This window comes from Pseudomonas sp. KBN10P06128, assembly GCF_037574945.1.
Taxonomy (GTDB): Bacteria; Pseudomonadota; Gammaproteobacteria; order Pseudomonadales; family Pseudomonadaceae; genus Pseudomonas; species Pseudomonas aeruginosa.
Genome location: NZ_JBBELR010000001.1, coordinates 4,445,511 through 4,471,524 on the forward strand (window position 1 = coordinate 4,445,511; position 26,014 = coordinate 4,471,524).

The following is a 26,014-nucleotide window of genomic DNA, read 5'->3' on the forward strand; positions in this document are numbered from 1 at the left end:
GAATTCAAACAAACGTTTGTATTGGACCTGCCCATGCAGCTATATATAATGCGCCCGCTCTGATCAGGGAAAGATCTCAGCCACCAATAAACAGATACCGTGAGCCTTGAGTAGGAGATCGATAGTGGAACGCGAATACATGGAATTCGACGTCGTCATCGTCGGCGCCGGCCCCGCCGGTCTGTCCGCCGCATGCCGACTGAAGCAGAAGGCCGCCGAAGCCGGTCAAGAGATCAGCGTCTGCGTGGTCGAGAAGGGTTCCGAAGTGGGCGCCCACATCCTCTCCGGCGCGGTGTTCGAGCCGCGCGCGCTGAACGAGCTGTTCCCCGACTGGAAGGAACTCGGCGCGCCGCTCAATACTCCGGTGACCGGCGACGACATCTACGTCCTGAAGAGCGCCGAGAGCGCTACCAAGGTGCCCAACTTCTTCGTGCCCAAGACCATGCACAACGAGGGCAACTATATCATCTCCCTGGGCAACCTCTGCCGCTGGCTGGCCCAGCAGGCCGAAGGACTGGGCGTGGAGATCTACCCGGGCTTCGCCGCCCAGGAAGCGCTGATCGACGAGAACGGCGTGGTCCGCGGCATCGTCACCGGCGACCTCGGCGTCGACCGCGAAGGCAACCCGAAAGAAGGCTACTACACCCCCGGCATGGAGCTGCGGGCCAAGTACACCCTGTTCGCCGAAGGCTGCCGCGGGCACATCGGCAAGCAACTGATCAAGAAATACAACCTGGACAGCGAGGCCGATGCCCAGCACTACGGTATCGGCATCAAGGAAATCTGGGACATCGACCCGTCCAAGCACAAGCCCGGCCTGGTGGTCCATACCGCCGGCTGGCCGCTGAACGACGAAAATACCGGCGGCTCGTTCCTCTACCACCTGGAGAACAACCAGGTGTTCGTCGGCCTGATCATCGACCTGTCCTACAGCAACCCGCACCTGTCGCCGTTCGACGAGTTCCAGCGCTACAAGCACCACCCGGTGGTCAAGCAGTACCTGGAAGGCGGCAAGCGCGTGGCCTACGGCGCCCGGGCCATCTGCAAGGGCGGCCTGAACTCGCTGCCGAAGATGGTCTTCCCCGGCGGCGCGCTGATCGGTTGCGACCTCGGCACCCTGAACTTCGCCAAGATCAAGGGCAGCCACACCGCGATGAAGTCCGGCATGCTCGCCGCCGACGCGATCGCCGAGGCCCTGGCCGCCGGCCGCGAAGGCGGCGACGAGCTGTCCAACTACGTCGATGCGTTCAAGGCCAGCTGGTTGTACGACGAACTGTTCCGCAGCCGCAACTTCGGCGCGGCCATCCACAAGTTCGGCGCTATCGGCGGCGGCGCGTTCAACTTCATCGACCAGAACATCTTCGGCGGCAAGATCCCCGTCACCCTGCATGACGACAAGCCGGACTACGCCTGCCTGAAGAAGGCCAGCGAAGCGCCGAAGATCGACTACCCGAAGCCGGACGGCAAGCTCAGCTTCGACAAGCTGTCCTCGGTGTTCCTCTCCAATACCAACCACGAGGAAGACCAGCCGATCCACCTCAAGCTGGCCGACGCGAGCATTCCGATCGAGAAGAACCTGCCGCTCTACGACGAGCCGGCCCAGCGCTACTGCCCGGCAGGCGTGTACGAAGTGGTGGCCAACGACGACGGCAGCAAGCGCTTCCAGATCAACGCGCAGAACTGCGTGCACTGCAAGACCTGCGACATCAAGGACCCGGCGCAGAACATCACCTGGGTGGCGCCGGAAGGTACCGGCGGGCCGAACTACCCCAACATGTAAGGCAAACGAAAAAGGCTCCCTCGGGAGCCTTTTTTTCATGCTGCGCCTGTCAGTCCGGCTGCGGGCCGATGGGAAAGAACTCGCCGTGGCTCCAGACGCCGAGCCATTCGATGCCGTCGATCCGGCGCGGCACCGCCAGCTCGACCAGTTGGTAGAACACGTTGCGATGCACCAGCGCCTCGAGGTTGTCGCGCACCCGCAGGTAAGGCGTGGGTTCCTGGGTGCCGGGGTCGATCTCGACGCGCAGCGGATGCCCGGCGTCCGCCTCGACCTCGTCCTCGACGTTGGTGGCGAAGCGCAGTACCTGCGCCCCGCCCTCGCCCTGCACCTGCAGGGTCACCGCGACGAAGGGCGCATCGTCGACGCGGATACCGACCTTTTCCACCGGAGTCACCAGGAAATAGTCGTCGCCGTCGCGGCGAATGATGCTGGAGAACAGCTTCACCATCGGCTTGCGTCCGATCGGCGTGCCCAGGTAGAACCAGGTACCGTCGCGGGCGATGCGCATGTCGATGTCGCCGCAGAACGGCGGATTCCACAGGTGCACGGGCGGCAGGCCCTTCTTTTCGCCCCTGGGGATCTGCGCCAGCAGGTCGTTGGCCTTGCCGGTATCACTCATAGCCTGTTCCTCGACTGTTCAGGCCCAGCAATTCCTGGGCGTATTGCTCCAGCGGCGGACGCAGCAGGTCTTCCGGGGTGGCGTCGTAGAACGTCAGGAAACCGCCGCGGCTGCGAATGGTCGCGCTGTCCACCAGGAAACGGGTGCTGGTCTCGATCAGCATGACCTGGATGACACTGCGATCGCGCCCGACCCGGCCGAGTTCCTCTTCGTCTTCCCACTCCTCCCAGTTGCCGATCCTGTTGTCGCCCCGGGCGAAACGGCAGTACAGCAGGTAGTGGGCGCCGGCGGCACGCGCCTCGCGCATCGCGTCGTCCAGGCCGAGCGGCGCCTTGGCGCGGCGCACCAGCGGGAAATACTCGACGAAACCTTCGAAGGCCTGCTCGGCCACCACGTTCGGCCGCGCGTACCGGTAGCCCGGCGGCACGAACGGGCCCTGGCCGATGTAGATGAAGGAGTCGGCCTGGATCCGCCGGTTGTTGCTGCGCTGGCTGGCGCTGTGATCGAGCACCCCGGCGTCGCGCAGGTAGTAGTCGGCGCCGTCGGCCAGGTCGCTGGGCTTCATGCAGGCGGACAGGCTGCCCAGGAGGAGCATCGCCAGGGCGATACGGAACAGGTGCAACATCGGTCATCTCCCCTGCCGGCGTCGGAAAACCGGCGAATGACGAGCCGATGCAGCTTCCGCGCCATCACAGGCCACGCTGCCACTCCTGGCGCAGGGCAGCGTGCTGCGGCTGCTCGATGGCCTGGCGGACCTCGGCCAGCAGGCGCGCCTTGTCGGCACCCAGCTCGCCCTTGAGCACCAGATAGTTGGAAGCGTGGTCGCTGCGAAATACCGTGTCTTCGAGCTCCAATCCCTGCAACAGGCGTTCGACCTCGACGAACAGGGCACGCCGATCCAGCGCCTCGAAATCGGCGAAGCCAGCACGGAAACGCTGCTCGCCGGTAGGGAAACTCACCACCAGGGTCGACAGGTACTCCGGCTGGGCGGCGTTCATCAGGCGCGCGGAGTTGTCCGCGTGCTGCGCGCTCAGGGTCATTCCGCCCAGACCGTTGAGGATCATCACCGAACGACTGATCCCCGCCTCGCCAAGCTTTTCCAGCGCATCCAGGGTAGAGGAATAGGTCTCGCCCTTGTTGACCCGCGCCAGCACTTCGTCGTCGCCGGACTCGGCGCCGACATAGGCCATTCGCAGCCCGGCGTCGGCCAGTTCGCGCAACTCGTCGACCGACTTCCTGCGCAGGTTGCGCGGCAGGCAGTAACTGGATACCCGCTCCACCTCCGGCAAGTGCTCGCGAATCGCCTGCAGCACCGCGAGCAGCCGGCGGGTCGGCAATACCAGGGCGTCGCCATCGGCGAGAAACACCCGCTTGACGATCAGGCGCTCGCCGCAGCGGCGGATCTCCTCCAGTACCTCGTTCTCGTCGCGGGCGCGAAATTTCTTTTGCGGCTGGGTATACATCTCGCAAAAGCCGCATTTGTTCCAGGAACAGCCATTGGTCACCGGGAGGATCAGCGAATGCGCCTCGCTCGGGGGCCGGAACACCGGTTCGATGTAGTGGATAGGGAATTCACGGACACTCATCGGAGAACTCCTGAACGAACGTGGAGCCGCCGGCGGATTCGCCGGAAATGGGCAGCCGACGTCCCGCCGGCGGATCGATGGGCGACGAGTATATCCCTGCCGGCAAAGAGTGCGCGGGGCGCAGTGACTGCGTCCCGGCACCACAGGCATCAGGCGCTGGGAGCGTCGCCTTCGCGCTTGCGCTTGTTGCCCATGCGCACGCCGATATCCATCAGGAAGTGGAAGAAACCTTCCTGGTCTTCCAGCACCTCGCGCCAGAACGGCGAGTGGTACAGCGCCACGGCGCCATGCACCAACGCCCAGGCAGCGCAATAATGGAAGTACGGCGGAACATTCTCCAGCTTGCCGTCGGCGATACGCTCCTTGATCAGCTGGGTCAGGCGTTCGAAGTTGGAGGCGCGGATCTTGTGCAGTTCCTCGACCATCTCTGGCACCTGGCTGGTCTTCACCACCTTCTCTTCCAGGCGGTCGAACAGGCGGTAGCGCTGCGGATCGCGCATGCGGAACTCGAAGTAGGCGCGCGACAGGGCTTCCTTGTCGCGGGCTACGTCTTCGGAATGGAACAGGGCGGCGAGATCGCGCTCGTAGTCCAGCATCAGGCGCAGGTAGATCTCCGCCTTGGACTTGAAGTGCTTGTAGATCGTGCCTTTGCCGATGCCGACGGCATCCGCGATCATCTCGACCGTTACGCTGTCTTCCCCCTGTTCGAGGAACAGCTTGAGGGCGGTATCGAGAATCTCCTGTTCACGGCGACGAAATTCACGAACTTTGCGAGGCTCTTTCTGCATAAAAAGACTGTCAGGTCAAAATGAGTCAAAAATCGAAGCCGCGTATTATGCCTATTCAGCACGAAAATGCACGGAACATCCGACGATGAATTGTTACCAGGACGAATTCGACCAGACCAACGGTCTGCGCTACCTCAACCACGCAGCGGTCGCACCCTGGCCTAGACGCGCCGCCGACGCGGTGAGCGCCTTCGCCCGGGAGAACGTCGCCCACGGCGCCAGCGACTATCCGGAATGGCTGAAGATAGAACATCGCCTGCGCGAGCGCCTTGCCCGACTGCTCAATGCGCGCGCCGGCAGCGACCTCGCACTGGTCAAGAACACCTCCGAGGCGCTTTCCTTCGTAGCCTTCGGCCTGGATTGGCGAGAGGGCGACCAGGTCGTCATCGGCAACGAGGAGTTCCCCTCCAATAGAGTGGTCTGGGAAGCCTTGCGCCCGCGCGGCGTCGAAGTGGTCAAGGTCGGTCTCGCCGGCGACGACCCCGAGGGCGCCCTGCTCGCCGCCTGCGGCCCACGCACCCGCCTGCTGTCGATCAGCGCGGTGCAGTACGCCAGCGGCCTGCGCCTTGACCTGGAGCGCATCGGCACGGGATGTCGCCGCCGCGGCGTGCTGTTCTGCATCGACGCGATCCAGCAGCTCGGCGCCCTGCCCTTCGACGTACAGGCCTACGATTGTGCCTTCGCCATGGCCGATGGGCACAAGTGGATGCTCGGCCCCGAAGGGCTGGGCGTCTTCTATTGCCATCCCGAGCAGCGCGAGCGCCTGGCGCTGCACGAATATGGCTGGCACATGCTGGAACATGCCCTCGATTACGAGCGTCGCGACTGGCGGCCGGCGCGCAGCGCCCGGCGCTTCGAATGCGGCAGCCCGAACATGCTCGGCGCGATGGCCCTGGAGGCCAGCCTGGGGCTGTTGGAGGAGGTCGGCATGGAGCGGGTCGGCAGAGACATCGCCGAGCGCGTCCAGTGGCTACAGGACGGTCTGTCGGGAATTCCCGGGGTACGCCTGCACAGCCCGCGGAACCCGAGCCGACGCGCGGGCATCCTGACCTTCAGCCTGGACGGCCAGGACAGCCGGACACTCTTCGAAACGCTTCGCCAGGAGCGGGTCATTTGCGCCCAGCGTGGCGGAGGTATCCGTTTTTCCCCGCACTTCTACACGAGTTCGACGGTGATCGACGACACCCTGGCGATCTTGCGCCAGGTCGCAGGCACCTAGGTGCTCAAGGACGGCGAGGGTATTCCAAATCTGTTTAAAAAACCGCCAGCCCTGTCTGGACGCCCCACGAACATGACCAATACTGAAAGGTACTGGCGCGCGGTATCTCCCCCCAAGTACCCAGCCAGTGAAGGTACCGAGGAATGCGTACCTTTGTTCCACTCCTAATGGTCTTGACCCGGATTCATCCCCCAGAACCCGGGTTTTTTTTATCCGTTTGCCGGCCTAGCGGGCCAACGGAAACAGCCGATGGAAATTGGCGGTAGTCTGCTCCGCCAGGGTTTCCAGGCTGACGCCACGCAACGTCGCGAGGAATTCGGCGACATCGCGCACGTATTCCGGCAGGTTCGGCTTGCCGCGATGGGGAATCGGCGCCAGGTAGGGCGAGTCGGTCTCCACCAGCAGCCGGTCGGCCGGTACCTGGCGAGCCACCTCGCGCAGGGCATCGGCATTGCGGAAGGTGACGATGCCGGACAGGGAAATGTAGAAGCCCAGGTCCAGCGCCGATCGCGCCATCTCCCAGTCCTCGGTGAAGCAATGCAGCACGCCGGCCTGCGGCAACGCCGCCTCGCGCAGCAGCGCCAGCGTATCGGCGCGCGCCTCGCGGGTGTGCACGATCACTGGCTTGGCGGTGATCCGCGCGGCTTCCAGGTGCAGGCGAAACGCCTCCTGCTGCAACTCGGCGGCTTCCGGTTCGTAGTGGTAGTCGAGGCCGGTCTCGCCGATCGCCACCACCCGCGGATGCGCCAGTTCGCCTAGCAGCCAGTCCAGCGCTGGCGCGCTTCCGGGCTCCAGGTCCAGCGGGTGCACGCCGACCGAACAGTGCACGTCGGCATAGCGCTCGGCCAGGGCCTTCACCGCCTGGGCATTGTCGGCGCTGACGCCGATGCAGAGGAATTGACCGACGCCACGCGCTCGCGCGGCATCCAGCGCCGCATCGAGCGAGCCGCCATGGGCGGCCAGGTCGAGGCGATCGAGGTGGCAGTGGGAATCGACCAGCATGATCCTGTCTAGCGTTACATCGTGTGGGTCGGCCGGTCCGACTTCAGCGCCCCGGCCAGGTAGGTTTCGATCTTGTTGCGGGCGGTGTTGTCACCGTCGTTGAACTGCACGCCGATGCCCGCCGCACGGTTGCCCTGAGCGCCCTTCGGGGTGATCCAGACGACCTTGCCGGCCACCGGGATCTTCTCCGGCTCTTCCATCAGGTTGAGCAGCATGAAGACCTCGTCGCCAAGCTTGTAGTTCTTGTTGGTGGGAATGAACAGCCCGCCGTTCCTGATGAACGGCATGTAGGCGGCGTAAAGCACGGACTTGTCCTTGATGGTCAAGGACAGGATGCCGTTACGCGGCCCCAGATTGGGTGGCAAACTCATGCAGGTTCCTGCCAGTCGAATATCAGCGGGATTCTAGCCCGGCCCGGGCAGGCTTGCCCACTGCACCAGCAGGGCTTCGAGAAGCAGGACACGGTTGAGGTTGGCCTTGTTCAACACTTTCTGCCGCTGTTGCAGCAGCCAGTCCTGCATGGCCAGCACCTTGGCCTGCCCGGACTTGTCGCCCAGGTACTGGATCACCTTGCGCATGTCGGCCAGCCCCAGCCCCTCCTCGTCGCGGGTCAACTGGTAGCGCAGGATGCCCAGCGTCCAGTCGCAGAACCAGTCGAACAGCAATGGCAGCGGCACGCTGTTCCAGCTTTCGGCCAGTGGGCTGGCGGCGATCTGCTGCTTGAGCAGCTTCTTCACCCCCTCGACCACCTGCGCGCGCTGCTCGCGCACGCCCTGGCCGTGCAGGCGCTGGGCGGTGAGCGGCGAGCCGCCGGAAAGCGCCAACAGTTCCTCCAGGGCCTCGGCCGGCTCGTCGGGCAGGGCCCGCGCCAGCCATTCCAGACTCGCCGCCGCGCCCGGCAAAGGGCAGGCCTGCTGCACGCAGCGGCTCTTGATGGTCGGCAACAGGCGGCTGGGCTGGTGGCTGATCAGCAGCAGCACGGTATCGCCCGAGGGCTCTTCGAGGCTTTTCAACAGGGCGTTGGCGGCATTCACGTTCATCGCCTCGGCGGGCTCGAGCAACACGACCTTGCGCCCGCCCAGTTGCGCGGTCTGCACCACGAAGCCAACCAGGTCGCGGACCTGGTCGACCCGGATCGATTTCTCCGCTTCCTCCGGCTCCAGCACGAAGTAGTCCGGATGGGTACCGGCGGCCAGCAACTGGCAGGCCTTGCACTCGCCGCATGCGCCAGCGGCGGCGGGCCGCTGGCAGAGCAGCTGGGCGGCCCAATGCTCGGCCAGGGCGCGCTTGCCGATCCCGGCGGGACCGTAGAGCAGATAGGCGTGGGCGTGCTGGGCGCGGCCGCCCAGTTGGCTCCAGAGCGCCTGCTGCCAGGGATAGATATCAGCCATTCAGACGCTCCAGCAGATTCGGCAGCAGCCGATCCAGGCCAGCCTGCACCTCGGCCAGCGGCAACCCGGCGTCGAGCACCTGGTAACGCTCCGGGGCCTGCGCGGCGCGCTGCAGGTAGGTCTGACGCACGGCCTCGAAGAAGCGTCGGTCCTCCTGCTCGAAACGGTCGAGCCGGCCACGCGCCGCCGCCCGCGCCAGGCCGATTTCCACCGGCAGGTCGAAGACCAGCGTGAGGTCGGGCCGCAGGTCGCCCTGGACGAAGCTTTCCAGCGCGGCGATGCGCGCCTCCGGCAAGCCGCGCCCGCCGCCCTGGTAAGCATAGGTGGCATCGGTGAAGCGATCGCAGAGCACCACGGCCCCGCGCGCCAGCGCCGGGCGGATGACCCCGGCGAGATGCTGGGCCCGCGCGGCGAACATCAGCAACAGCTCGGTATCGGCGGCCATCGGCTCGTCGCTGGGCGCCAGCAGCAGCTCACGGATGCGCTCGGCGAGAGGCGTGCCGCCAGGCTCGCGGGTCAACTGCACCTCGATGCCGCGCTCGCGCAGGCGCTCGGCCAGGTAGTCGCGGTTGGTGCTCTTGCCGGCCCCTTCCGGGCCCTCCAGGGTGACGAACAGGCCGGTCACACGGCACTCCTTATCTTGGCTGCGCCGCTCATTGTGGCGGCGGGGTGATGGGCGCGGGGCTGGAGCGATAGTCCGAGCGACGCTTCAACTGGTACTCGCGGACCGCCTTGTTGTGTTCGTCCAGGCTGCTGGAGAACACATGGCTGCCATCGCCGCGCGCCACGAAATACAGGGTCTCGCCCTCGGCCGGATGCAGCGCGGCGCGAATCGCCTCGCGCCCGGCCAGGGCGATCGGGGTCGGCGGCATGCCCGGCACCACATAGGTATTGTAAGGGGTCGGTTCGCGCAGGTCGGCGCGGGTGATCTTGCCGTTGTAGCGCTCGCCCATGCCATAGATCACCGTCGGATCGGTCTGCAACAGCATGCCGCGCTGCAGGCGGCGGACGAAGACGCCGGCGATCTGCGAACGCTCTTCCGGCACGCCGGTTTCCTTTTCCACCAACGAGGCCATGATCAGCGCCTGGTAGGCGTCGCGATAAGGCAGGTCCTGGCTGCGGCCATCCCATTCCTTGGCGAGGATGTTCTGCATCCGCTGGTAGGCCTTGCGCAGTATGTCGATGTCGCGCATGCCACGGGTGTAGCGGTAGGTATCGGGGAAGAAGCGCCCTTCGGCCACTTCGTCGGGCTTGCCGAGGCGTTGCATGATCTCGCCGTCGCTCAGGCCGGCCAGGGTCTGCTCCAGCTTGCCCTGCCTGGCGAGCGCTTCGCGCACCTGGCGGAAACTCCAGCCCTCGACCAGGGTCAGGCTGTACTGCACCACCTCGCCTTCACGCCAGAGTTCCAGCAGGTCGGCGCCCGTCATCCCCGGCAAGAGGCGGTATTCACCGCTGTGCAGGGCCTGGCCCGGCAGGTTGAAACGCCAGTAGAGGCGCAGCCAGAACGCGCCATGGAGCACCTCTTCCTGCTCCAGACGCGCGAGCATGCCGCCCGGCGTGGAGCCCGAGGAAACGTCCAGCAGGCGCTCCTCGGTCAATTGCAGGGGCTGCTCCAGCGCCCGCTGCTGCTGCCATGCAGCCAGGCCGACGCAGAGGCCAACGAACAACAGGCCACTCTCCAGCAGCACCAGCAGTTTGCGCATCAAAGTCAGAAATCCAGGTCGTCGCGAAGTTGGTCTTGCAGTTTACGGGTCAGCTCGCCGACCGGCCAGACGTGCTCGTCCAATGCCCGGACCGGCCAGATGCCGAACTGGCTGTTGCACAGAAAGACCTCGTCGGCCGTCGCCAGTTCAGCCATGGAAACATCCCGTATCGCCAGCGGGACGCCGATTCCTTCGGCGCGCTCGAGCAATTCCGCGCGCATCACTCCCGCGACGCCGCAGCGCCGCAGGTCAGGCGCCACGAGGGTGCCGTCGAGAACCAGCAGCAGGTTGCTGAACACCCCCTCCACCACCCGCTCGTGCACGTCCAGCATGAGCCCTTCGGCATGCCCGGCGTCGCCCCACTCGGCACGGGCGAGGACCTGCTCCAGGCGATTGAGGTGCTTGAGGCCGGCCAGCAGGGGCTGCTCGGCCAGGCGCGTACGGCAGGCGAACAGGCGCACGCCTTGCTGCCAGTGGCGCTCGGGATAGGCCGGACGCGGCGATCCGGAGAGGATTCGCCGCGGCGAGGCCTCGGCAGGCGGCGCGTAGCCACGCAAACCCTCGCCGCGGGTGACGATCAGCTTGGCGACACCGTCGCCCAGCGCCGCGCAGAACGCCAGCAACTCCTGGCGCAACGCTGCGGCGTCGAGAGGGATCGCGAGGCGTCGACACCCCTCTTCCAGGCGCGCCAGGTGGCGCTCCAGGAGACGCGGCGTGCCGGCGCGCACCGCCAGGGTCTCGAACAGCCCGTCGCCATAGGCCAGTCCGCGATCGCGCACGGACAGCTCGGCGGCGGGCCGGCCGTCGACCCAGTCCAGCATCAGTCGGCGAACCTGCGGAACACCAGGGTGCCGTTGGTCCCGCCGAAACCGAACGAGTTCGACAGGGCCACGTCGATCTTGCGCGGCTTGGCTTCGTGGGCCACCAGGTCGAGGTCGCAACCTTCGTCCGGGTTGTCCAGGTTGATGGTCGGCGGGGCGACCTGGTCGCGCAGGGCCAGCACGCTGAAGATCGCCTCCACCGCACCGGCGGCACCCAACAGGTGGCCGGTCATCGACTTGGTCGAACTCATCGACAGCGCATGGGCATGCTCGCCGAACACGCTCTTCACCGCGGCGATCTCGGCGATGTCGCCGGCCGGGGTGGAGGTGCCATGGGCGTTGATGTAATCGACCTGACGAGGATCCAGGCCGGCATCGCGCAGCGCGTTCTTCATGCAGCGGGCGGCACCGGCGCCGTCTTCCGGCGGCGCGGTCATGTGGAAAGCGTCGCCGCTCATGCCGAAGCCAACCAGCTCGGCATAGATCCGCGCGCCGCGGGCACGGGCGTGCTCCAGTTCTTCGAGCACCAGGGCGCCGGAACCGTCGGACAGGACGAAGCCGTCGCGATCCCGGTCCCACGGACGGCTGGCACGGGTCGGCTCGTCGTTGCGAGTGGAGAGCGCGCGAGCCGCGCCGAAACCGCCCAGGCCGAGACCGCAGGCAGCCATTTCGGAACCGCCGGCGACCATCACGTCGGCCTCGCCATAGGCGATGTTGCGAGCAGCCATGCCGATGCTGTGGGTACCGGTGGTGCAGGCGGTGGTGAGGGCGTAGTTGGGCCCCTGCAGACCCAGGTGGATCGACAGGAAGCCGGAAACCATGTTGATGATCGAACCGGGCACGAAGAACGGCGAGATGCGCCGCGGCCCCTGCTCGAACAGGGATCGGCAGTTGTTCTCGATATTGGTCAGGCCGCCGATACCGGAACCCATGGATACGCCGATACGCTCACGATTGGCGTCGGTGACCTCCAGGCCGGAATCGCGAACGGCCTGGAAGCTGGCGGCGAGACCGTACTGGATGAACAGGTCGAGCTTGCGGGCTTCCTTGGCGGACAGGTATTCCTCGACATTGAAACCCTTGACCGAACCACCGAAGCGGGTGGAATAGGCGGACAGGTCCATATGCTCGATCGGGGCGATCCCGCTGCGACCGGCGAGAATACCTTCCCAACTGCTCGGGACATCCAGGCCCAGCGGCGACAGCATGCCCATGCCAGTAATGACGACGCGTCTACGCGACACTACGACTTCCTCTTTCTCATTTCACGGGGTTGCGCCGACAGACTACCAGAGTAGGTAAGGCGCTAAAGAAAAGCCGCACGCCCTTACAGGCTGTGCGGCTTTTCCACGTCGGAAAATCCGACGACTACTTATTGCTGGTGAGCAACGATGTAGTCGATGGCTTCCTGAACGGTGGTGATCTTTTCAGCTTTCTCGTCAGGGATTTCGGTCTCGAATTCCTCTTCCAGAGCCATCACCAGCTCGACGGTGTCAAGGGAGTCGGCGCCCAGGTCTTCGACGAAGGAAGCGCTGTTGGTGACTTCTTCTTCCTTCACGCCGAGTTGTTCAGCGACGATCTTCTTAACGCGTTCTTCGATGGTGCTCATACCTTGTTTTCACTCCTATGGAAAATCCGAGCAGCTGGGCTGCGGGTAAGTGTATAGAAAGGGTTTTCTGCTTTTCAAGCTGAACGCCTCACCTTCCCACGGCCACTTCGATAATTCTATCTAATAACCCGGCTGCAATTCCGCAACGAATTCTAGACAGCGCTTATGACAGACCCGAGAAAGGTAACGTCACATTCAGCTCATGTACATCCCACCATTGACCGGCACGGTGGCCCCGGTCACATAGGCTGCGCCGTCCGAAGCGAGGAAGCCGACCACCTTGGCGATCTCTTCCGCCTGCCCCAGGCGACCCAGCGGAATCTGGCCCAGCAGCGCTTCGCGCTGGGCTTCCGGCAGCTCGCGGGTCATGTCGGTGTCGATGAAGCCCGGCGCCACCGCATTCACGGTAATGGCACGCGAACCGACTTCCCGGGCCAGCGCACGGGTGAAGCCCTCCAGGCCGGCCTTCGCCGCGGCATAGTTGGTTTGCCCGGCATTGCCCATGGCGCCGACCACGGAACCGATGTTGATGATGCGCCCCCAGCGGGCCTTGGTCATACCGCGCAGAACGGCTTTCGACAGACGGTAGAGACTGTTCAGGTTGGTGTTGACCACATCGAACCACTCGTCGTCTTTCATGCGCACCAGCAGATTATCGCGGGTGATGCCGGCGTTATTGACCACGATCAGCGGTTGGCCGAGATGCTGCTGGATGTGCTCCAGGGTCGCGGCTACGGATTCATCGCTGGAAACGTCCAGGACCAGGCCCGCACCCTCGACGCCATTGGCCTTGAGGGTTTCGGCGATCTTCTCGGCGCCGGACGCGCTGGTCGCGGTGCCGATGACCACGGCACCCAGGCGCCCCAGTTCCAGCGCAATCGCCTGGCCGATGCCACGGCTGGCGCCGGTTACCAATGCGACCTTACCTTGCAGACTCATGGGATTCTCTCCTTTCACTCTCTCTCAGGCCAGGGCGGCGCGCGTGGCGGCGAACGCCTCGACACCATCCAGGCCATGGGTATTGATGCCCTTCGCACAGCGCCTGTTGAGGCCTGCCAGGACCTTGCCCGGCCCGCACTCGACCAGCTCGGTGACGCCCTTTTCCGCCAGCAGCTGGATGCTCTCCACCCAGCGAACCGGGCTGTACAGCTGTGCCAGCAGGTCGCGGCGCAGCGTATCGAGATCAGCCGGCACGGCGGCGCTGACGTTCTGCACCAGCGCAATCTTCGGCGCCTGCCACTGCAAGCTTTCGACCGAGGCGGCGAACTGCTCGGCGGCCGGACGCATCAGTTCGCAATGCGACGGCACGCTGACCGGCAGCGCCACCGCGCGCTTGGCGCCGCGCGCCTTGCACGCCTCGATGGCACGCTCCACGGCAGCCGCGGCACCGGCGATCACTACCTGCCCCGGCGCGTTGAAGTTGACCGCGCTGACCACCTCGCCCTGGGCCGCCTCGGCACAGGCCGCCAATACATCGGCGTCTTCCAGGCCTAGGATCGCGGCCATGCCGCCCTGCCCCGCCGGAACCGCCTGCTGCATCAGTTGGCCCCTACGCTCGACCAGCTTGACCGCATCGGCGAACGCCAGGCTTTCGGCCGCGACCAGCGCGGAATATTCGCCCAGGCTGTGCCCGGCGACGAACGCCGGGCGCGCGCCGCCCTCGGCCAGCCAGAGGCGCCAGAGCGCGATCGAAACCGTGAGGATGGCCGGCTGGGTCTTGTCGGTCTGGTTCAGGCGCTCTTCAGGTCCATTCTGGACCAGCGCCCAAAGGTCGTAACCGAACGCCTCGGAGGCCTCGGCGAAGGTATCGCGCACCAGCGCCTGCTGGGCGCCCAGCTCGGCCAGCATGCCGAGGGATTGCGAACCCTGGCCGGGGAAGACGAATGCGAGGGATGCAGACATTGAATAGGTCCCTTGTGGTCTTTTGCTCGTCGGAGATAACGCGCCAGCCGCGACTGGCGCAGGAAACTGAGTGTTGGATGGCTGCCTGGACCGCCCGGTCACACATTAGAGCAGCAGATGCTCGAGACGGCCATGCAATCGTTGCGGCAGGTTTTCCCGGACTTCCAGTGCCGCGCGACGCAAGGCGCTCTGGAAACCCTCCTCGGCGGCAGACCCATGGCTTTTCACCACTATCCCCTGCAATCCGAGGAAACTGGCGCCGTTATAGCGTGCCGGAGCGATATCGCCGCGCAGCCGGCGCAGCAGCGGCAACGCCAGCGCACCGACCAGCTTCGCCGCCAGTCCATCGCGGAAGCGCTGTTCGATCCGCGCCGACACCATGGCAGCCAGGCCTTCGCTGGCCTTCAGCAGGATGTTGCCGACGAAACCGTCGCAGACCACCACGTCGGCCTCGCCGCGATACAGGCCATCGCCCTCTATATATCCGCTGAAATTCAACCCCTGAGCCTTCTGCAACAGGCTCGCCGCCAGCTTGACCTGCTGGTTGCCCTTGATCTCCTCGGTCCCCACGTTGAGCAGGGCGACCCGGGGCGAGACGCAGCCCAAGGCCTCTGCCGCCACTGCGCCCATCACCGCGAACTGGTAGAGATGCTCGGCACTGCAATCCACGTTGGCGCCAAGGTCGAGCAGATGACAATGCCCCTTCTCGGTCGGAACCGCCGTCACCATCGCAGGGCGGTCGATACCGGGCAGGGTCTTCAGCAGGTGCCGCGACAGCGCCATCAACGCCCCGGTATTGCCGGCGCTGACGCACGCGTGCGCCCGGCCGTCGCGGACCAGCTCCAGCGCCACGCGCATGGAAGCGTCCGGCTTGCCACGCAAGGCCTGGGAGGGACGTTCGTCTGAACCTATCACTTCGCTGGCCGCATGCACGCGCAGGCGCTGCCGGTCGAGCGACGGATAGCGGGAAAGGAGTTCTTCGAGGAGGGCAGGCTGACCGACGAGGATCAGTTGCGAAGAGGAATTCTCGGCCAGGAAGGCAATAGAGGCCGGAACAACGCAGTGGGGACCGAAGTCCCCACCCATTGCATCAATCGCGATGATTGGTGCGGACAAGGATTACTCGTCGGAGCCCTTGTCTACTACCTTACGGCCGCGATAGAAGCCGTCCGGGGATACGTGGTGGCGCAGGTGGACTTCACCTGTGCTCTTTTCCACGGACAGAGCATTGGACTCGAGCGCATCGTGGGAACGACGCATGTCACGAGCGGAACGAGACTTTTTGTTCTGCTGAACAGCCATGATTGATTAACTCCTAAACGTTTGGGTCACGCTTCAACTGTGCCAGTACGCTGAACGGATTAGGACGCTTGTCCTCGACTTCGCTCGACTCCGGCTCGTCTTCGACGACGAATCCAGCCGGGTGCTGACATACTTCGGGGTCATGGGCCGGAACGATGGGTAAGGCGAGCAACAGCTCGTCCTCGACCAGCGCCAGCAGGTCCAGGGGTTCCTCCCCCACTTCCAGCGCATCGTACCCCTTCGGCAGACCGTCGGCGGACTGACCTTCCCGAAGAATGGCGTAGGTATATTCGCCATGCACGGGAATGGCCGCCGCATCCAGGCAGCGTTGGCATACCATGCTCACCTCGGTATCGAGCTGCATATGCATGACCGCCAGCTTCTGGTGGTCGCGCTCGAAGGAAACCTTCACGCGCACCTCACCGGCATCGCTGGTCAGTTGCTCGCATACACGCGGCATATCGGCGAGCGCGTACACACCCTCGAGGGTGGCGCCGCGGTCGACCAACTTGCGCGGATCGATATGAGGTGGAATCGGCCCATTCAACATAAGCGCGCCATTATAGGGACGCCCCCGCGCCTGTCAAAGGAAATTAGCCATAAACCGCTGTAAGGACGAGTCTTTTCGTTAAAATCGGCCGCTCGCCATGGAGAACCTCATGCCCGACCTGATCCTCGCCTCCAGCTCCCCCTACCGACGCGAACTCCTGACCCGCCTGCGCCTTCCCTTCGAAAGCGCCAGCCCCGATATCGACGAAAGCCATCGCCCCGGGGAAAGTGCCGAGGAACTGGTGCGCCGCCTTTCCGCCAGCAAGGCCGAAGCGCTGGCCGGACGCTATCCGCAACACCTGGTGATCGGCTCCGACCAGGTCGCCGTACTCGATGGCGACATCCTCGGCAAGCCGCACACCCCCGAACGCGCCATCCAGCAGCTACGGGACGCCAGCGGCAATAGCGTGACCTTCCTCACCGGACTGGCCCTCCTCAACAGCGCCAGCCGGCGCATCCAGGTGGCATGCGTGCCGTTCACCGTGCACTTCCGCCACCTCGACGAGAGCCGCATCCGCCGCTACGTCGAAGCGGAACGCCCGCTGGACTGCGCCGGCAGCTTCAAGGCGGAAGGCCTGGGCGTCAGCCTGTTCCGCGCCACCGAAGGAGAGGACGCCACCAGCCTGGTGGGCCTGCCGCTGATCCGCCTGGTCGACATGCTCCTCGAGGAAGGCGTCGAAATCCCCTGAGCCGGCATTCCCATATCCGGCATTCCCATATAAAGAAGCCCGGCTTCAGCCGGGCTTCTTTATATAAGGAAGGGAAACGCTCTCAGCGCAGTACCGGCCCCTGCCAGCCCATCCAAAGCGCGAGGCGCTCCGCCACACTGGCACCGAACTTCTTGGCGAAGCGATCGAACGGCGACTCCTGCACGGTGTAGTCCTCGATCTTCTTCTCCTTCACCACTTCGCGCGCCACATAGCTGGCATTGCCCAGACCGTCGATCAAACCCAGCTGCAATGCCTGTTCGCCGGACCAGACCAGACCCGAGAACAGCTCCGGATGCCCCTCGACCTTGAGCCGGTCGCCGCGCCCTTTTTTCACGCTGTCGATGAACTGCTTGTGGGTGGTATCCAGCACCTGCTGCCAGAACTGGGTCTCCTCGGGCTTTTGCGGCTGGAAAGGATCGAGGAACGACTTGTGCTCGCCGGAGGTATAGACGCGTCGCTCGACACCGAGCTTCTCCATGGTGCCGACGAAACCGAAGCTGGCCGCCGTCACGCCGATGGAACCGACCAGGCTGGCCTTGTCGGCGTAGATCTGGTCGGCGGCGCTGGCGATGTAGTAGGCGCCGGAGGCACCCAGGTCGCTGATCACCGCATAGACCTTGACGTTCGGGTGCTCGCCGCGCAGGCGACGAATCTCGTCATAGATATAGCCCGACTGCACCGGACTGCCGCCCGGACTGTTGATCCGCAGGACGATCCCCTTGGTACCCTCATCCTTGAACGCCGCGCGCAGGGCCGTGACGATATTGTCGGCACTGGCCGGCTCATCGTCGGCGATCATGCCCTTCACCTCGATCAGCGCCGTGTGGCTACCGCTGCGCGAGGCCGATTTCTCCAGGCTGCCGAACGGACTGAAGGCCAGCAGCACGACAAAGAGATAGATGAAGGTCAGCGACTTGAAGAATATCCCCCAGCGCCGCGCCCGCCGCTGCTCCTGGACCCCGGCGAGGACCGCCTTCTCCAGCAGCTTCCAGCTCTTGTCGTCATTCGCCTTCGGCGTTTCCGACTTCCACTCGTCAGACATGCTCAACCACTCCTGAAACCGCCTCACGTCGAGCACCGCCCAACCAGGCGCGCAACTCGGTGAAATGCTCAACTTCCAGCCGCGGCGCATAAGGCCGCAACTGCTCCAGCGATTGGGCGCCATAGGCCACCGCAACCGAATCCATCCCCGCCCGTCGCGCCATTTCCAGGTCGAACGGCGAATCACCGATCATCAGCGCCCGCCCCGGCTCGACCCGGCAGTGCGCCAGGATCTCATGGAGCATCAACGGGTCCGGCTTGCTGGCCGTTTCGTCGGCGCAGCGGGTGATATCGAAGAAATCGCTCCAGCCATGCCCCGCCAGCACCCGGTCCAGGCCGCGCCGACTCTTGCCGGTGGCGACCGCCAGGCGGAACCCGGCCTCGCGAAAATGCACCATGGCTTCGGCCACGCCGGGGAACAACCGCGACGGCTGCGCCTCCTGCGCCAGGTAATGCTCACTGTAGGCACGCCGGAAACGCTCGACCAGAGCAGGGTCGCCAACCTCCGGGTAGAGCGAAGCAATCGCCTCGGGCAAGCCGAGGCCGATGATGCCCTTGATCCGGGTATCGTCCCGCTCCGGCAGAGCGGTTTCCCGCGCCGCCGCCTTCATCGAATCGACGATGCGCGCGATCGAGTCGACCAGGGTGCCGTCCCAATCGAATACCAGCAACGCGTAATCAGTCATTCAAACGCTCCAGCGAACGCTGCCACATCTCGTCCACCGGCGCCTCCAGCTCCAGCACCTGCCCGTCGGGCAGCGGCACGCGCAACTGCGCGGCATGCAGGAACAGGCGCTTGCCGCCCAGCTCGCGGATCTCGCGGGAGAAATCCTCGTCGCCATACTTCGGGTCGCCGGCGATGGCATGCCCGGCGTGCTTGGCATGCACGCGGATCTGGTGGGTCCGCCCGGTGATCGGGCGTGCTTCCACCAGGGTGGCGAAATCGCCGAAGCGACGCAGCACCCGGAACTCGGTCAGCGCGTCCTTGCCCTCGACGTTCACCTCTACCATTCGCTCGCCCGAACGCAGGTTGTTCTTCAGCAGCGGCGCGCGCACGTTCTTCTTGCCAGCCGGCCAGTGGCCACGGACCAGGGCGTGATAGCGCTTGTCGACGATCTTCTCGCCCCGCAGGGCCTCATGCAGGTGACGCAACATGCTGCGCTTCTTGGCGATCATCAGCAGGCCGGAGGTATCGCGATCGAGACGATGCACCAATTCGATATCCTTGGCATCGGGGCGCAACTGGCGAAACACCTCGATGACCCCGGCGCTCACGCCGCTGCCGCCATGCACGGCGATCCCGGCGGGCTTGTTGACCACGATCAGCGCCTTGTCCTCGTAGACGATCGCCGCCTCCATCCGCTCCAGCAGCCCCTGCGCCAGCGGCGCCGGCTCATCACGCTCGGCCAGGCGCAGCGGCGGCACGCGCACCTGGTCTCCGGCCTGGAGCCGATAGTCGGGCTTGATCCGCCCCTTGTTCACGCGCACTTCGCCCTTACGCAGGATGCGATAGATCAGGGTCTTGGGCGCACCCTTGAGACGGGCGATAAGGAAATTGTCGATACGTTGACCAGCCAGTTCCGGCGGCACATCGAGCAGCTGGACACCGGTGGTCGGAGAGGCGGGAGTAGTCATCCGTACATCATAACAATTTTTCATTCAATTGAAGCACTTAATCATTGCTGCTATAGTCGGGAAGCCGCCATAAGCGGCCTGGCCTGCGGATGATTGCCAACCTGCATTTCCCCCTCGCCTGCAAACACTTTGAACGGACGTCAGGCCGTCCTACAGAGGCGTTTCAGCGGAAATACGAAAATTTCCAACCCGCTAACGACTCGAAACCAAAGCCTTGAAACATGAGCCGCGACCACTTCGGTGAGCGCGAGATGCCAACCCGCTCCGGATACTGCGAGCGGCGCCCGATTCTTAAGGAACATGTGTAGGGTGGAGATGTACGGCTGTTGGACTGCGTAGCTTCTAGCTTGATCCAGACGCATTTTTCGTCCGCCTCCGACAGCCGATTCCTCCTCCTGACTCAAGTGCTTCTGAAACACAGGAAGCAGGAGACGTAGTCGCGGACCGGCACCCAGTGCCGAGCGCCGCTGGACACGGGAATGGCCCGCCATTCCTGAATACGCGCCCGAGCACCGACCGTGAGAGTCGTGTGTGCCGATCGCCGTTTCCGGTAGCCCCGGAAACCATTGGTACTACATGAAAAGAATGCTGATCAACGCGACTCAACCCGAGGAGTTGCGTGTTGCACTGGTCGACGGCCAACGCCTGTTCGACCTCGACATCGAGTCGGGCGCCCGCGAGCAGAAGAAGGCCAACATCTACAAAGGCCGCATCACTCGCGTCGAACCCAGCCTCGAAGCCGCCTTCGTCGACTTCGGCGCCGAACGCCACGGCTTCCTCCCCCTCAAAGAAATCTCCCGCGAATACTTCAAGAAATCCCCCGAAGGCCGGATCAACATCAAGGAAGTCCTGAGCGAAGGCCAGGAAGTCATCGTCCAGGTCGAGAAGGAAGAGCGCGGCAACAAGGGCGCCGCCCTGACCACCTTCATCAGCCTGGCCGGCCGTTACCTGGTGCTGATGCCGAACAACCCGCGCGCCGGCGGCATCTCCCGCCGTATCGAAGGCGAAGAACGCAACGAGCTGCGCGAGGCCCTGAACGGCCTCAACGCACCGGCCGACATGGGCCTGATCGTGCGCACCGCCGGCCTCGGCCGCAGCACCGAGGAACTGCAGTGGGACCTCGACTACCTGCTGCAACTGTGGAGCGCGATCAAGGAAGCGTCCGGCGAACGTGGCGCGCCCTTCCTGATCTACCAGGAAAGCAACGTCATCATCCGCGCCATCCGCGACTACCTGCGCCAGGACATCGGCGAAGTGCTGATCGACAGCATCGACGCCCAGGAAGAAGCCCTGAACTTCATCCGCCAGGTGATGCCGCAGTACGCCAGCAAGGTGAAGCTGTACCAGGACAGCGTTCCGCTGTTCAATCGCTTCCAGATCGAGAGCCAGATCGAGACCGCCTTCCAGCGTGAAGTGAAGCTGCCGTCCGGCGGCTCCATCGTCATCGACCCGACCGAGGCCCTGGTTTCCATCGACATCAACTCGGCGCGCGCCACCAAGGGCGGCGACATCGAGGAAACCGCCCTGCAGACCAACCTGGAAGCGGCCGAGGAAATCGCCCGCCAGCTGCGCCTGCGTGACATCGGCGGCCTGATCGTCATCGACTTCATCGACATGACCCCGGCGAAGAACCAGCGCGCCGTGGAAGAGCGTGTCCGCGAAGCCCTCGAGGCCGACCGCGCGCGCGTCCAGGTCGGTCGCATCTCGCGCTTCGGCCTGCTGGAAATGTCCCGCCAGCGCCTGCGTCCGTCCCTCGGCGAGACCAGCGGCATCGTCTGCCCGCGCTGCAACGGCCAGGGCATCATCCGCGATGTCGAGTCGCTGTCGCTGGCCATCCTGCGCCTGATCGAGGAAGAAGCCCTGAAGGACCGCACCGCGGAAGTCCGCGCCCGCGTGCCCTTCCAGGTCGCCGCCTTCCTGCTCAACGAGAAGCGCAACGCCATCACCAAGATCGAACTGCGTACCCGCGCGCGCATCTTCATCCTGCCGGACGATCATCTGGAAACCCCGCATTTCGAAGTCCAGCGTCTGCGCGATGACAGCCCCGAACTGGTTGCCGGCCAGACCAGCTACGAAATGGCCACCGTCGAGCACGAAGAAGCCCAGCCGGTCAGCTCGACCCGCACCCTGGTCCGCCAGGAAGCAGCAGTCAAGACCGTCGCTCCCCAGCAGCCCGCACCGCAACACACCGAAGCACCGGTCGAGCCGGCCAAGCCGATGCCCGAGCCGAGCCTGTTCCAGGGCCTGGTGAAGTCCCTGGTCGGCCTGTTCGCAGGCAAGGATCAACCTGCCGCCAAGCCTGCTGAAACCAGCAAGCCGGCTGCCGAGCGCCAAACCCGCCAGGACGAGCGTCGCAACGGCCGCCAGCAGAACCGCCGCCGCGATGGCCGCGATGGCAATCGCCGCGACGAAGAGCGCAAGCCCCGCGAGGAACGCGCAGAACGTCAACCGCGCGAAGAGCGCGCCGAACGCCCGAATCGCGAAGAGCGCAGCGAACGCCGCCGCGAAGAGCGCGCCGAGCGCCCGGCTCGCGAGGAGCGCCAGCCGCGCGAAGGCCGTGAAGAGCGCGCCGAGCGGACGCCCCGCGAAGAACGCCAGCCGCGCGAAGGCCGCGAAGGTCGCGAGGAACGCAGCGAACGCCGCCGCGAAGAGCGCGCCGAACGCCCGGCTCGCGAAGAGCGCCAACCCCGCGAAGGCCGTGAAGAACGCGCCGAGCGCCCGGCCCGCGAAGAGCGCCAGCCGCGCGAGGATCGCCAGGCTCGCGACGCCGCGGCCCTGGAAGCCGAGGCGCTGCCGAACGACGAGAGCCTGGAGCAGGACGAGCAGGACGATACCGATGGCGAGCGCCCGCGCCGCCGCTCCCGCGGCCAGCGTCGTCGCAGCAACCGCCGCGAACGCCAGCGCGAGGTCAGCGGCGAGCTGGAAGGCAGCGAGGCGACCGATAACGCCGCCGCGCCGCTGAACACCGTCGCAGCCGCCGCTGCTGCCGGTATCGCTGTCGCCAGCGAAGCCGTAGAAGCAAACGTGGAGCAAGCCCCGGCCACTACCAGCGAGGCTGCCAGCGAAACCACGGCAAGCGATGAAACCAACGCACCGACCAGCGAAGCCGTCGAAACCCAGGGCGCGGACAGCGAGGCCAATGCCGGCGAAACCGCCGACATCGAAGCGCCGGTGACCGTCAGCGTGGTCCGGGACGAAGCCGACCAGAGCACCCTGCTGGTCGCGCAAGTCACTGAAGAAGCTCCCTTCGCCAGCGAAAGCATGGAAAGCCGCGAAGACGCCGAGAGCGCCGTGCAACCGGCAACGGAAGCGGCCGAAGAAGTTGCCGCCCCGGCGCCCGTCGAGGTAGCAGCCCCTAGCGAGCCCGCAGCCACCGAGGAGCCGACCCCGGCCATCGCGGCGGTGCCGGCCAACGCGACTGGCCGTGCCCTCAACGACCCACGGGAAAAACGTCGCCTGCAACGCGAAGCCGAGCGTCTGGCACGCGAAGCCGCAGCAGCAGCCGAAGCGGCAGCTCAGGCCGCTCCCGCCGTCGAGGAGACCCCAGCTGTAGCGAGCGAGGAAGCGTCGGCCCAGGAGGAACCTGCTGCACCCCAGGCTGAAGAAATCGCCCAGGCCGACGTTCCGTCCCAGGCGGACGAAGCCCAGGAAGCGGTACAGGCCGAGCCTGAAGCTTCCGGCGAAGACGCCGCCGACACAGAGCACGCGAAAAAGACCGAGGAAAGCGAAACCTCGCGCCCGCATGCCTGAGTGACAGGCTGAAAAAAGGGGATGCCATGGCATCCCCTTTTTTTGCGCGCCATTCCGCGGCACTCCGGCATACCGCCCGTCATGACCAGAGCCGCCGAACACGCACAATGAAAAAGGGATGCCGCCGGCATCCCTTTTTCATTCTCCAGCCGCACCCTCAGTAGAGATTGGGTTCAGGCTCCAATTCGACGCCGAAACGCCGACGGACGTCCTCCTGGATACGCTCGGCCAATGCCCGGACCTGAGCACCAGTGGCGCCGCCATGGTTGACCAGGACCAGCGCCTGCTGCGCGTGTACCCCCACCGGGCCATCGCGGAAACCCTTCCAGCCGCCCTTGTCGATGAGCCAGCCTGCAGCCAGCTTCAGCCGACCGTCCGCCTGCGGATAGCCGACCAGATCCGGGAAGGCCTGACGCAAGCGTTCGGCCTGCGCCGCATCCACCAGCGGGTTCTTGAAGAAGCTGCCGGCATTGCCCAATACGGCGGGGTCGGGCAGCTTTTCCCGGCGAATGGCGCAGATTACCCGGCTTACGTCCCTGGCCGTCGGACTGGCGATGCCCTCCTCCTCCAGGCGCTGGCGTACCGGCCCGTAGTCCAGGTGCAGCCTCTCCCGCCGCGTCAGGCGCAGGCGCACGCGGAGGATCAGCCAGCGATCCGGCTCCTGCTTGAACAGGCTATCGCGGTAGCCGAAACGGCAGGCCTGGCGATCGAACTCACGTAGGGTTCCATCCTGGCGATCCAGCGCCGTCAGACTGTCGAAGACGTCCTTCAGCTCCACGCCATAGGCGCCGATGTTCTGCATCGGCGCCGCACCCACGGTGCCGGGAATCAGGCTGAGATTTTCCAGACCGGCCAGGCCCCGTTCCAGGCTCCATTGCACGAATGGGTCCCAGGCCTCGCCCGCCTCCGCCTCGACCAACACCGAATCCGCAGCATCGGAAACAATTCGCCGCCCCTGGCTGGCCATGCGCAATACCAGCGCCTCGACGTCACGGGTCAGCAGCAGGTTGCTGCCACCACCGATCACCAGCAGCGGCAATCCACGCTCCCGAGCCAGGGCCAGGGCCTCGCGCACATCAGCCTCGTCCCGGGCGTGGGCCAGCAGGCGGGCGCGCACGTCGATGCCGAAGGTGTTATAGGGCTTCAGCGAGCAATGCTCTTGCAGTTCCAGGCTCACAGTCGCCCCTTGGCTTCGATCAACAGACGGTCGCAGGCATGCTCGATCAGGTCGAGGACCTGCTCGAAGCCTTCTTCGCCGCCATAGTAGGGATCGGGTACTTCGTCCCGCTCGGATCCGTAGCGACGCAGGAACAGATCCAGCTCGGCGGCACCGCGCCCGGCACGCAGGGTCTCGAGGTCGGCCAGGTTGGACAGGTCCATGGCCAGGATCAGGTCATGGCAGGAGAAATCCTCGATGCCGACCTGGCGTCCACGCAGTGCCGACAGATCGTAGCCGCGCCTTTGCGCGGCCAGGCGGGTGCGCTGGTCAGGCGCCTTGCCGACATGCCAGCCGGCGGTGCCAGCGGAATCGACATGGATACGGGAGGCCAGACCGGCCTCCTCGACCTTGCGCCGGAACACGCCTTCGGCGGTGGGCGACCGGCAGATGTTGCCCAGGCAGACGAACAGGACGCGCATCAGCCCCCCAGCACGCGGCGAACGCGTTCGAGGTCTTCCGGCGTATCCACGCCCGGAAGCATGGTTTCGCGGGCATCGGCCACATGGATTCGCACCCCGTGCCAGAGCGCGCGCAATTGCTCGAGGCTTTCGGCGTTCTCCAGCCAGCACGGTCCCCAGGCGACGAAATCGGCAAGGAAACCCACGCGATAAGCGTAGATGCCGATGTGGCGACGATAGGGCACGCCCTCCGGCAGGCTGTCGCGATCGCGGGCGAAGGCGTCGCGAGCCCAGGGCAAGGGCGCACGACTGAAAGTCAGAGCCAGGCCGTCGATGTCGGTGGCGACCTTGACCACGTTCGGATTGAACAGCGCGGAGACCTCATGGATCGGCTCGGCCAGGGTAGCGATGGCGGCCTCCGGGTGCGCCGCCAGGTTGGCCGCCACCTGGTCGATGAGCGCCGGGGGGATCAGCGGCTCGTCGCCCTGGACGTTGACCACGATGGCATCGCTGGCCAGGCCGAGCCGGGAAGCGACTTCCTCCAGGCGATCGGTGCCGGAGTTGTGCTCGGCACGCGTCAGCAGCGCCTCGGCGCCGAACCCCTGGCACGCCGCCAGGATGCGTTCGTCGTCGGTGGCGACGACCACGCGGCTGGCGGCGCTCTTGCGGGCCTGGTTCCAGACGCGCTGGATCATTGGCTGGCCGGCGATATCCTGCAATGGCTTGCCGGGCAGACGAGTGGAGGCGTAGCGGGCGGGAATGACGACAGTGAACGCCTGGGTCATTACTTGTCCAGCCGCTCGTCCACGTTCAGGGAGCGAGCCTCGCTCTCCAGCATCACCGGGATGCCGTCGCGGATCGGATAGGCCAGGCCAGCCTGCTTGCTGATCAGTTCGGTCTTGTCTTCGCTGAGCACCAGCGGGCCCTTGGTCAACGGGCAGGCAAGAATATCGAGGAGTTTCGGGTCCATGGCGGAGTCCTTCATACAAT

General features: G+C 65.2%; 28 protein-coding genes. 4 read left to right on the forward strand and 24 right to left on the reverse strand.

From position 1 onward, the window contains the following. The first annotated feature begins 124 nt into the window (after positions 1–124). A complete protein-coding gene (locus VQ065_RS20785) occupies positions 125–1,780 on the forward strand; it encodes an electron transfer flavoprotein-ubiquinone oxidoreductase (RefSeq protein WP_003091109.1) in 1,656 nt (551 codons plus the stop codon). 49 nt (positions 1,781–1,829) lie between these two features. Here VQ065_RS20785 and VQ065_RS20790 read toward each other — a convergent pair whose 3' ends face one another. The 4 genes from VQ065_RS20790 to VQ065_RS20805 all read right to left on the reverse strand — a co-directional run bounded on the left by VQ065_RS20790 (position 1,830) and on the right by VQ065_RS20805 (position 4,773). Then, complete coding sequence (locus VQ065_RS20790; protein WP_003091111.1) at positions 1,830–2,399, reverse strand: DUF1285 domain-containing protein; 570 nt, start codon at positions 2,397–2,399, stop codon at positions 1,830–1,832. Then, positions 2,392–3,024, reverse strand: coding sequence for a DUF4823 domain-containing protein (locus VQ065_RS20795; protein WP_003091112.1), 633 nt, complete (start codon positions 3,022–3,024; stop codon positions 2,392–2,394). Before VQ065_RS20795 ends, VQ065_RS20790 begins: the two co-directional genes overlap by 8 nt. Before the next feature lie 64 nt (positions 3,025–3,088). After that, positions 3,089–3,985, reverse strand: a complete 897-nt coding sequence (locus VQ065_RS20800) for a radical SAM protein (RefSeq protein ID WP_003091113.1) — start codon at positions 3,983–3,985, stop codon at positions 3,089–3,091. A gap of 149 nt (positions 3,986–4,134) precedes the next feature. Beyond that, entirely contained in the window at positions 4,135–4,773 is a 639-nt protein-coding gene (locus VQ065_RS20805) for a TetR/AcrR family transcriptional regulator (protein ID WP_003091114.1), read from the reverse strand. 85 nt (positions 4,774–4,858) lie between these two features. Here VQ065_RS20805 and VQ065_RS20810 point away from each other — a divergent pair, with 85 nt between their 5' ends. Then, complete coding sequence (locus tag VQ065_RS20810; RefSeq protein WP_003091115.1) at positions 4,859–5,992, forward strand: aminotransferase class V-fold PLP-dependent enzyme; 1,134 nt, start codon at positions 4,859–4,861, stop codon at positions 5,990–5,992. Positions 5,993–6,217: 225 nt separating this feature from the next. Here the strand turns inward: VQ065_RS20810 and VQ065_RS20815 are convergent, their stop codons facing one another. From VQ065_RS20815 to VQ065_RS20875, 13 genes are all read right to left on the reverse strand, one after another. Further along, positions 6,218–6,994 carry a TatD family hydrolase gene (locus VQ065_RS20815; RefSeq protein ID WP_003091117.1) on the reverse strand — a complete coding sequence of 259 codons (777 nt, stop codon included), beginning with the start codon at positions 6,992–6,994 and terminating at the stop codon, positions 6,218–6,220. Between the two features lie 14 nt (positions 6,995–7,008). Then, positions 7,009–7,365: a PilZ domain-containing protein gene (locus tag VQ065_RS20820; RefSeq protein ID WP_003091119.1), complete on the reverse strand. Its 357-nt coding sequence runs from the start codon at positions 7,363–7,365 to the stop codon at positions 7,009–7,011. Positions 7,366–7,398: 33 nt separating this feature from the next. After that, on the reverse strand, positions 7,399–8,385 hold the full coding sequence (locus VQ065_RS20825) for a DNA polymerase III subunit delta' (RefSeq protein ID WP_003091122.1): 987 nt from the start codon (positions 8,383–8,385) through the stop codon (positions 7,399–7,401). After that, the gene (gene tmk, locus VQ065_RS20830) at positions 8,378–9,010 is read right to left on the reverse strand and encodes a dTMP kinase (protein ID WP_003091125.1); all 633 of its coding nucleotides are present in this window, start codon (positions 9,008–9,010) and stop codon (positions 8,378–8,380) included. The genes VQ065_RS20825 and tmk overlap by 8 nt, the downstream gene beginning before the upstream one ends. A 28-nt stretch (positions 9,011–9,038) precedes the next feature. Continuing rightward, positions 9,039–10,088: an endolytic transglycosylase MltG gene (mltG, locus tag VQ065_RS20835; protein WP_003091127.1), complete on the reverse strand. Its 1,050-nt coding sequence runs from the start codon at positions 10,086–10,088 to the stop codon at positions 9,039–9,041. Between the two features lie 5 nt (positions 10,089–10,093). Continuing rightward, complete coding sequence (pabC, locus tag VQ065_RS20840; RefSeq protein ID WP_003091129.1) at positions 10,094–10,909, reverse strand: aminodeoxychorismate lyase; 816 nt, start codon at positions 10,907–10,909, stop codon at positions 10,094–10,096. Further along, on the reverse strand, positions 10,909–12,153 hold the full coding sequence (gene fabF / locus VQ065_RS20845) for a beta-ketoacyl-ACP synthase II (RefSeq protein ID WP_003104132.1): 1,245 nt from the start codon (positions 12,151–12,153) through the stop codon (positions 10,909–10,911). Before fabF ends, pabC begins: the two co-directional genes overlap by 1 nt. Before the next feature lie 128 nt (positions 12,154–12,281). After that, positions 12,282–12,518 carry an acyl carrier protein gene (gene acpP / locus VQ065_RS20850; protein WP_003091135.1) on the reverse strand — a complete coding sequence of 79 codons (237 nt, stop codon included), beginning with the start codon at positions 12,516–12,518 and terminating at the stop codon, positions 12,282–12,284. 195 nt (positions 12,519–12,713) lie between these two features. Further along, positions 12,714–13,457: a 3-oxoacyl-ACP reductase FabG gene (fabG, locus tag VQ065_RS20855; RefSeq protein WP_003091137.1), complete on the reverse strand. Its 744-nt coding sequence runs from the start codon at positions 13,455–13,457 to the stop codon at positions 12,714–12,716. Between the two features lie 24 nt (positions 13,458–13,481). Then, a complete protein-coding gene (fabD, locus tag VQ065_RS20860; protein ID WP_071659021.1) occupies positions 13,482–14,420 on the reverse strand; it encodes an ACP S-malonyltransferase in 939 nt (312 codons plus the stop codon). A gap of 105 nt (positions 14,421–14,525) precedes the next feature. Continuing rightward, on the reverse strand, positions 14,526–15,536 hold the full coding sequence (gene plsX / locus VQ065_RS20865; protein ID WP_071533934.1) for a phosphate acyltransferase PlsX: 1,011 nt from the start codon (positions 15,534–15,536) through the stop codon (positions 14,526–14,528). Positions 15,537–15,539: 3 nt separating this feature from the next. Further along, positions 15,540–15,722 carry a 50S ribosomal protein L32 gene (rpmF, locus tag VQ065_RS20870; RefSeq protein ID WP_003091143.1) on the reverse strand — a complete coding sequence of 61 codons (183 nt, stop codon included), beginning with the start codon at positions 15,720–15,722 and terminating at the stop codon, positions 15,540–15,542. Positions 15,723–15,735: 13 nt separating this feature from the next. Then, a complete protein-coding gene (locus VQ065_RS20875) occupies positions 15,736–16,272 on the reverse strand; it encodes a YceD family protein (protein ID WP_003091144.1) in 537 nt (178 codons plus the stop codon). Between the two features lie 109 nt (positions 16,273–16,381). Between VQ065_RS20875 and VQ065_RS20880 the strand changes: the two genes are divergently transcribed. After that, positions 16,382–16,960, forward strand: coding sequence for a Maf family protein (locus tag VQ065_RS20880; RefSeq protein WP_003091145.1), 579 nt, complete (start codon positions 16,382–16,384; stop codon positions 16,958–16,960). A gap of 82 nt (positions 16,961–17,042) precedes the next feature. On the opposite strand, the gene sppA is transcribed toward VQ065_RS20880, so the two are convergent. The 3 genes from sppA to rluC are packed head-to-tail and all read right to left on the reverse strand — an operon-like array spanning position 17,043 to position 19,657. Beyond that, the gene (gene sppA, locus VQ065_RS20885) at positions 17,043–18,023 is read right to left on the reverse strand and encodes a signal peptide peptidase SppA (protein ID WP_003091146.1); all 981 of its coding nucleotides are present in this window, start codon (positions 18,021–18,023) and stop codon (positions 17,043–17,045) included. After that, entirely contained in the window at positions 18,016–18,708 is a 693-nt protein-coding gene (locus VQ065_RS20890) for an HAD-IA family hydrolase (RefSeq protein ID WP_003091148.1), read from the reverse strand. The genes sppA and VQ065_RS20890 overlap by 8 nt, the downstream gene beginning before the upstream one ends. Next, positions 18,701–19,657 (reverse strand): 23S rRNA pseudouridine(955/2504/2580) synthase RluC, encoded by a 957-nt coding sequence (gene rluC / locus VQ065_RS20895; RefSeq protein ID WP_003104143.1) that lies wholly within the window; start codon positions 19,655–19,657, stop codon positions 18,701–18,703. The genes VQ065_RS20890 and rluC overlap by 8 nt, the downstream gene beginning before the upstream one ends. A gap of 576 nt (positions 19,658–20,233) precedes the next feature. Between rluC and rne the strand changes: the two genes are divergently transcribed. Continuing rightward, entirely contained in the window at positions 20,234–23,407 is a 3,174-nt protein-coding gene (gene rne, locus VQ065_RS20900) for a ribonuclease E (RefSeq protein ID WP_031629682.1), read from the forward strand. A gap of 157 nt (positions 23,408–23,564) precedes the next feature. Here the strand turns inward: rne and murB are convergent, their stop codons facing one another. Genes murB through VQ065_RS20920 form a run of 4 tightly spaced genes read right to left on the reverse strand, consistent with a single transcriptional unit; the run spans position 23,565 to position 25,994 of the window. Continuing rightward, entirely contained in the window at positions 23,565–24,584 is a 1,020-nt protein-coding gene (murB, locus tag VQ065_RS20905; protein ID WP_003091153.1) for a UDP-N-acetylmuramate dehydrogenase, read from the reverse strand. Then, positions 24,581–25,045, reverse strand: a complete 465-nt coding sequence (locus VQ065_RS20910) for a low molecular weight protein-tyrosine-phosphatase (protein ID WP_003091154.1) — start codon at positions 25,043–25,045, stop codon at positions 24,581–24,583. Before VQ065_RS20910 ends, murB begins: the two co-directional genes overlap by 4 nt. After that, complete coding sequence (gene kdsB / locus VQ065_RS20915; RefSeq protein WP_003091155.1) at positions 25,045–25,809, reverse strand: 3-deoxy-manno-octulosonate cytidylyltransferase; 765 nt, start codon at positions 25,807–25,809, stop codon at positions 25,045–25,047. The genes VQ065_RS20910 and kdsB overlap by 1 nt, the downstream gene beginning before the upstream one ends. Then, positions 25,809–25,994 (reverse strand): Trm112 family protein, encoded by a 186-nt coding sequence (locus VQ065_RS20920; protein ID WP_003091157.1) that lies wholly within the window; start codon positions 25,992–25,994, stop codon positions 25,809–25,811. The genes kdsB and VQ065_RS20920 overlap by 1 nt, the downstream gene beginning before the upstream one ends. Between the last annotated feature and the right edge of the window lie 20 nt (positions 25,995–26,014).

Excerpts from the sequence above, each read along its gene's own strand:
- fabD (WP_071659021.1), bottom strand. The coding sequence starts at position 14,420 with ATGTCTGCATCCCTCGCATTCGTCTTCCCCGGCCAGGGTTCGCAATCC.
- VQ065_RS20815 (WP_003091117.1), bottom strand. The coding sequence starts at position 6,994 with ATGCTGGTCGATTCCCACTGCCACCTCGATCGCCTCGACCTGGCCGCC.
- kdsB (WP_003091155.1), bottom strand. The coding sequence starts at position 25,809 with ATGACCCAGGCGTTCACTGTCGTCATTCCCGCCCGCTACGCCTCCACT.
- VQ065_RS20890 (WP_003091148.1), bottom strand. The coding sequence starts at position 18,708 with ATGACTGATTACGCGTTGCTGGTATTCGATTGGGACGGCACCCTGGTC.
- pabC (WP_003091129.1), bottom strand. The coding sequence starts at position 10,909 with ATGCTGGACTGGGTCGACGGCCGGCCCGCCGCCGAGCTGTCCGTGCGC.
- fabG (WP_003091137.1), bottom strand. The coding sequence starts at position 13,457 with ATGAGTCTGCAAGGTAAGGTCGCATTGGTAACCGGCGCCAGCCGTGGC.
- VQ065_RS20810 (WP_003091115.1), top strand. The coding sequence starts at position 4,859 with ATGAATTGTTACCAGGACGAATTCGACCAGACCAACGGTCTGCGCTAC.
- VQ065_RS20790 (WP_003091111.1), bottom strand. The coding sequence starts at position 2,399 with ATGAGTGATACCGGCAAGGCCAACGACCTGCTGGCGCAGATCCCCAGG.
- VQ065_RS20875 (WP_003091144.1), bottom strand. The coding sequence starts at position 16,272 with ATGTTGAATGGGCCGATTCCACCTCATATCGATCCGCGCAAGTTGGTC.
- VQ065_RS20800 (WP_003091113.1), bottom strand. The coding sequence starts at position 3,985 with ATGAGTGTCCGTGAATTCCCTATCCACTACATCGAACCGGTGTTCCGG.
- VQ065_RS20920 (WP_003091157.1), bottom strand. The coding sequence starts at position 25,994 with ATGGACCCGAAACTCCTCGATATTCTTGCCTGCCCGTTGACCAAGGGC.
- rpmF (WP_003091143.1), bottom strand. The coding sequence starts at position 15,722 with ATGGCTGTTCAGCAGAACAAAAAGTCTCGTTCCGCTCGTGACATGCGT.
- VQ065_RS20805 (WP_003091114.1), bottom strand. The coding sequence starts at position 4,773 with ATGCAGAAAGAGCCTCGCAAAGTTCGTGAATTTCGTCGCCGTGAACAG.
- VQ065_RS20910 (WP_003091154.1), bottom strand. The coding sequence starts at position 25,045 with ATGCGCGTCCTGTTCGTCTGCCTGGGCAACATCTGCCGGTCGCCCACC.
- rne (WP_031629682.1), top strand. The coding sequence starts at position 20,234 with ATGAAAAGAATGCTGATCAACGCGACTCAACCCGAGGAGTTGCGTGTT.
- sppA (WP_003091146.1), bottom strand. The coding sequence starts at position 18,023 with ATGTCTGACGAGTGGAAGTCGGAAACGCCGAAGGCGAATGACGACAAG.
- acpP (WP_003091135.1), bottom strand. The coding sequence starts at position 12,518 with ATGAGCACCATCGAAGAACGCGTTAAGAAGATCGTCGCTGAACAACTC.
- rluC (WP_003104143.1), bottom strand. The coding sequence starts at position 19,657 with ATGACTACTCCCGCCTCTCCGACCACCGGTGTCCAGCTGCTCGATGTG.
- VQ065_RS20820 (WP_003091119.1), bottom strand. The coding sequence starts at position 7,365 with ATGAGTTTGCCACCCAATCTGGGGCCGCGTAACGGCATCCTGTCCTTG.
- mltG (WP_003091127.1), bottom strand. The coding sequence starts at position 10,088 with ATGCGCAAACTGCTGGTGCTGCTGGAGAGTGGCCTGTTGTTCGTTGGC.
- VQ065_RS20880 (WP_003091145.1), top strand. The coding sequence starts at position 16,382 with ATGCCCGACCTGATCCTCGCCTCCAGCTCCCCCTACCGACGCGAACTC.
- VQ065_RS20825 (WP_003091122.1), bottom strand. The coding sequence starts at position 8,385 with ATGGCTGATATCTATCCCTGGCAGCAGGCGCTCTGGAGCCAACTGGGC.
- VQ065_RS20795 (WP_003091112.1), bottom strand. The coding sequence starts at position 3,024 with ATGTTGCACCTGTTCCGTATCGCCCTGGCGATGCTCCTCCTGGGCAGC.